Origin of the sequence: Mixta sp. (assembly GCF_024610815.1) — a bacterium.
GTDB lineage: Bacteria > Pseudomonadota > Gammaproteobacteria > Enterobacterales > Enterobacteriaceae > Mixta > Mixta calida.
Genome location: NZ_JANION010000157.1, coordinates 1 through 5,273, shown reverse-complemented (window position 1 = coordinate 5,273; position 5,273 = coordinate 1). Strand labels below are relative to the sequence as shown.

Here is a 5,273-nt window from a genome sequence, read left to right as displayed (position 1 = left end):
CTAAACGCCGGCACAGTAAGCCAGCGTCGATTCATCTCAACTGACAGTCCAAAACCCTGGTGATGTTGTGTGAATGTAAAAAATAATTTTCATTCGAGGTACCGGCCCGCCAGCGCAACTTAACGATGAAAAAGGGTGAGTTATGAAGATGAAAAAAGCGATTGTCGCGTCCGTTATCGCCTGTCTGTTGCCCGCCGCCGCGCTGGCGAAAGATATCCAGCTTGGCGTGTCGATGGCGCTGTTTGATGACAACTTTCTGACCATCGTGCGCACTGCGATGCAAAAAGAGATGGATAAATCGCAGGTCAAAGGGCAGATGGAGGATGCGAAAGGCGATGTGGCGCAGCAGCTACAACAGGTACAGAGTTTTATCGGTCAGGGCGTGGACGCCATTATTGTCAACCCGGTAGATACCAACGCGGTGAAGCCGATTATGGATCAGGCCAGCAAAGCGGGCATCCCGCTGGTGTTCGTCAATCGCCGCCCGCAGGCGGAGCTGACCGACAAAATGGCCTATGTCGGCTCCGATTCCGAACTGGCGGGCCGCCTGCAAATGGAAGCGCTGGCGAAAGCAATGAACCAAAAAGGCAATGTCGCCATTTTGCTGGGCGACCTGGCGAATGAAGCGACCCGCGACCGCACCAAAGGCGTCGAAGCGGTGGTGGCGAAATATCCGCAGATCAAAATCGTGCAGAAGCAGACCGCGAAATTTATGCGTAATGAAGCGGTGGATGTGGTGAGCAACTGGATGACCGCTGGCGACCCGATCGACGCCATCGCCTCGAACAACGATGAGATGGCCATCGGCGCGCTGATGGCGCTGGGCAAAAACAACAAGGTGCTGATTGCGGGCGTCGACGGCACGCCTGACGCCTTACAGCAGATCAAAAGCGGCAGAATGATCGCCACCGTTTTCCAGGACGCCAAAGGGCAGGGCGAAGGCGCGGTGCAGACCGCCATCAAGCTGGTAAAAGGTGAGAAGGTGCAGAAAAACGTCATGATCCCCTATCAGCTGATCACCAAAGAAAACTACCAGGCATTCGTCAGCCGCAACCAAAAATAAATCTGAGCGCTTGCCCGCCGTCCGCGCCGCTGGCGGTCGGGCGACGCGCGGTACGGAGGTAACGCATGACTGCTTATGCGCTGGAAGCCGAAGGCATCAGTAAATTTTTTCCAGGGGTAAAGGCGCTGGATAACGTCTCGCTGCGCGTCAGGCCCGGCACGGTGCATGCCCTGATGGGGGAAAACGGCGCCGGTAAATCGACGCTGATGAAGTGTCTGATCGGTATCTACCGGCCCGATAACGGCACTATTCGCGTTAAAGGCGAACCGGTGGCGTTTCACGATACGCTCGGCGCGCTGCGCGCCGGAATTTCGATGATTCATCAGGAGCTGAATCTGGTGCCCTGGATGACCGTCGCGGAAAACATCTGGCTGGGACGCGAGCCGGTGAAATATGGCCTGGTCGATCACCGCCAGCTCAACCGGCAAACGCAGGCGCTGCTGAACAAACTCAATATTCGTTTACAGGCGGAGCAGATGGTCGGCGATCTAAGCATCGCCAGTCAGCAGATGGTGGAAATCGCCAAGGCGGTCTCCTGGAACGCCGATGTGGTGATCATGGACGAGCCGACCTCCGCGCTGACCGAGGGGGAAGTGGGCCACCTGTTCACCATCATCCGCGACCTGCGCGCGCAGGGGAAGGCCATCATCTATATCAGCCACAAAATGGATGAAATCTTCGCTATCACCGACGAGGTCAGCATCTTTCGCGACGGCAGCTGGGTCGGCAGCGACAGCACCAGCCGCTATACGCGCCAGTCATTGATCAACCAAATGGTGGGACGCGAGCTGACGCAGCTGTTTCCAAAATTCAACAACGCCATCGGCGAGGAAGTGCTGACGGTGCGTCAGCTCACTCGCCGCGGCGCCTTCGCCGACGTTAGCTTCAGCGTGCGGCGCGGCGAGATCTTAGGCGTCGCCGGGCTGGTGGGCGCCGGGCGCAGCGAAGTGATGGAGAGCCTGTTCGGCATGGCGCCGCCTGACAGCGGCGAAGTGCTGATTGACGGCGTGCCGGTCACTATCGATTCGCCCTCCACGGCGATTGAAAAGGGCATGGCGTTTCTGACCGAAGATCGTAAAAAGTCCGGCCTGTTTCTGGTGCTGTCGGTGCTGGAGAACATGAGCATCGTCAATATGCCGGAGTACAGCAGTCGGGGCGGCTTCGTCAGCCATGTGCAGATGGCCCAGGACTGCATGGAACAGATACGGCGGCTCAATATCAAGACGCCGACCATGGATCAGATCATCAATAACCTCAGCGGCGGCAACCAGCAGAAGGTGCTGATTGCGCGCTGGCTGCTGGCGCAGCCCAAAATTCTGATTCTGGACGAGCCGACGCGCGGCATCGATGTCGGCGCCAAGGCGGAGATCTATCGTCTGATCAGCGAGCTGGCCAATCGCGGCGTGGCGGTCATCATGGTCTCCTCGGAGCTGCCGGAAATTCTTGGCATGAGCGACCGGGTGATGGTCATGCACGAAGGGCGGATTACCGGCATCCTCAATAAAGAAGAGGCCGATCAGGAAACCATTATGTCGCTGGCATCTGAGTGAGACGGGAGAATGTTATGAGCAACGTTAAGATAAGTACGCAACAGCCGCACGCGGCGCGCCCGTCGCCGTTCGGACATCTGCGCGGCAGGCTGCCGAAAGACACCGGTATTTTCATCGTGATGCTGGGCATCGCGTTGATTTTTGAACTGGCGGGCTGGTATGTGCGCGATCAATCTTTCTTGCTGAACACCAACCGGCTGGTATTGATTGTTCTTCAGGTCGCTATTATCGGCATTATCGCGGTGGGGGTGACGCAGGTGATCATTACCACCGGCATCGATCTCTCCTCCGGCTCGCTGATCGCCCTGACGGCGGTGGTGGCCGCCAGCCTGGCGCAAACGTCCGAAAGCCTGTCGCCGATGTATCCGGCGCTGGTGGATCTGCCCGCCGCGGTGCCGATTGTTGCCGGCATCGGCGTCGGTACGCTATGCGGCTTAATCAACGGCGTACTGATCACCAGAACCGGCATTCCGCCCTTTATCGCCACGCTCGGCATGATGGTCTCGGCGCGCGGTCTGGCGCAGTATTACACGCAGGGCAACCCGATCAGCTTTTTGTCCGACGGCTTTACCGCTATCGGACAGGGCGCGATGCCGGTGGTGATTTTCCTGGTGGTGGCGGTGATTTTTCATATCGCGCTGAAACATACTCGCTACGGCAAATATGTCTACGCCATCGGCGGCAATATGACGTCGGCGCGCGTTTCCGGCATCAACGTGAATAAGTATCTGGTCATCGTCTATACCATCGCCGGCGGCCTCGCCGGGCTGGCGGGCGTGGTGCTGGCGGCGCGCGTCAGCACCGGCCAGTCGAGCATGGGGCTTTCCTATGAGCTGGACGCTATCGCCGCGGCGGTGATCGGCGGCAGCAGCCTGATGGGCGGCGTGGGACGTATTACCGGCACGCTGATCGGCGCGGTGATTCTGGGACTGATAAAAAGCGGCTTTACCTTTGTCGGCGTTGACGCCTACGTGCAGGATATTATCAAAGGGGTGATTATCGTTGCGGCGGTGTCGATTGATATGCACCGCAACCGCAAAAAACGCTAGCTGGAGCCGCCCGGCGGCGAGAGGACAGAGGCATGGCAGAGGGCCGCGTCGCTGACCGCCAATATATCCCTTCCACAGTCCGTCCCGCGCCGTTACTGGCGCGGGACGTTTTACTTCTCCAGCGGCGGCTAAGCAGGCGGCTTCAACCTTAACGGTGGTAGAGTGGGAACGCGCCGAACAGCACGCCACCCGCCAGCAGCGCCATGCTCACCAGAATCCCCCACTTAATCGCAAAACGTTGATGATCGCCGATATCCACCTTCGCCAGACCGACCAGCAGATAAATCGACGGCACCAGTGGGCTGAGCAGGTGGAACGGCTGCCCGATAATCGAAGCGCGCGCAATCTCTTCGGCGCTGATGCCGTAGCCCGCCGCCGTCTGCGCAATTACCGGCAGAATGCCGAAGTAGAAAGCGTCGTTAGACATAAAGAAGGTGAACGGCAGGCTGACCACGGCGGTAAACACCGCCAGATAAGGCCCGAAGCTATGCGGGATCACCGACAGCAGGCTTTTCGCCATCGCATCCACCATGCCGGTGCCGGAAAGAATGCCGGTGAAGACCCCGGCGGCGAAAATCAGCGAGGTGACCGCCAGCACGTTTGCCGCATGGGCGCCGATGCGCGCCTTCTGCTGCTCCAGCGAGGGATAGTTCAGCATCACCGCAATGGCGAACGCCAGCATAAACAGAATATGGATCGGCATCAGGCCAACTACCAGCAACACCAACAGCGCGGTAGTCAGGATAAAGTTGGGCCAGAACATCTTCGGCCGACGGTTGGCGGCGCACTCATCCTCGTCGCCCAGCCCCAGGCTGATCGACTCCAGATGATGACTTTCCATGGTCATTATGCCGAGACGACGGCGCTCGCGGATGCCGAACAGCGTCGCCATGCCCACCAGCGTAAAGCAGGCGAGCAGCATCGCCGGGATCATCGGAATAAAGATATCGAGCGCGTCGATGCGCAGCGCCGCAGCCGCGCGCGCGGTAGGGCCGCCCCACGGCGACAGATTCATGATGCCGCTGGCGAGGTTGACCAGACAGGTCATCGCCAGCACATTCATCCCCAGACGCCGATAGAGCGGTAAAAAGGCCGCAATCGCAATCATATAGGTGGTGGAGCTGTCGCCATCAAGGGAAACCAGCAGCGTCAGCACCGCAGTGCCGACCAGCACCTTAAGCGGATCGCCGCGCACGATTTTTAAAATCAGGCGTACCAGCGGATCGAACAGACCGGCGTCGATCATCAGGCCAAAGTAGAGAATGGAGAAGGTCAGCATCACGCCGGTCGGCGCCAGCGTCTTCACGCCGTTAAGCATCATTTCGCCCAGACCATGCCAGTAACCGCCAATCAGCGCAAACAGCGTTGGCACGATAATCAGCGCGATCAGCGCCGACATCCGCCTGGTCATGATCAGATACATAAAGCAGATCACCATCGAAAAACCCAGCACAGTCAGCAAAATTCTTTCCTTCTGAAGTAGCGGAAAACAGAAAGCGCAATACCGCTTGTATTGCATGGCGAGGGAACGCCAGACATGACGTAAAGTTATCGAACCACCGGCAGGCGATGGGAAATGTTAACTAAGTAATCGTTTCATTTGTAATAACT

At 58.3% G+C, this 5,273-nt stretch carries 4 protein-coding genes; 3 read left to right on the top strand and 1 reads right to left on the bottom strand.

Annotated elements, in window-relative coordinates; genetic code table 11:
- Nucleotides 1–142 precede the first annotated feature (142 nt).
- The 3 genes from MYY08_RS11815 to MYY08_RS11805 all read left to right on the top strand — a co-directional run bounded on the left by MYY08_RS11815 (nt 143) and on the right by MYY08_RS11805 (nt 3,662).
- On the top strand, nt 143–1,063 hold the full coding sequence (locus tag MYY08_RS11815; protein WP_038625325.1) for a sugar ABC transporter substrate-binding protein: 921 nt from the start codon (nt 143–145) through the stop codon (nt 1,061–1,063).
- 65 nt (nt 1,064–1,128) lie between these two features.
- Nucleotides 1,129–2,613, top strand: a complete 1,485-nt coding sequence (locus MYY08_RS11810) for a sugar ABC transporter ATP-binding protein (protein WP_038625326.1) — start codon at nt 1,129–1,131, stop codon at nt 2,611–2,613.
- Between the two features lie 14 nt (nt 2,614–2,627).
- Complete coding sequence (locus MYY08_RS11805; RefSeq protein ID WP_038625327.1) at nt 2,628–3,662, top strand: ABC transporter permease; 1,035 nt, start codon at nt 2,628–2,630, stop codon at nt 3,660–3,662.
- Between the two features lie 148 nt (nt 3,663–3,810).
- Here the strand turns inward: MYY08_RS11805 and MYY08_RS11800 are convergent, their stop codons facing one another.
- Nucleotides 3,811–5,124: a CitMHS family transporter gene (locus MYY08_RS11800; RefSeq protein WP_038625328.1), complete on the bottom strand. Its 1,314-nt coding sequence runs from the start codon at nt 5,122–5,124 to the stop codon at nt 3,811–3,813.
- Nucleotides 5,125–5,273 lie beyond the last annotated feature (149 nt).

Bases quoted from the DNA above. Each gene is read 5' to 3' on its own strand.
- MYY08_RS11815 (WP_038625325.1), top strand. From the start codon at position 143: ATGAAGATGAAAAAAGCGATTGTCGCGTCCGTTATCGCCTGTCTGTTG.
- MYY08_RS11805 (WP_038625327.1), top strand. From the start codon at position 2,628: ATGAGCAACGTTAAGATAAGTACGCAACAGCCGCACGCGGCGCGCCCG.
- MYY08_RS11810 (WP_038625326.1), top strand. From the start codon at position 1,129: ATGACTGCTTATGCGCTGGAAGCCGAAGGCATCAGTAAATTTTTTCCA.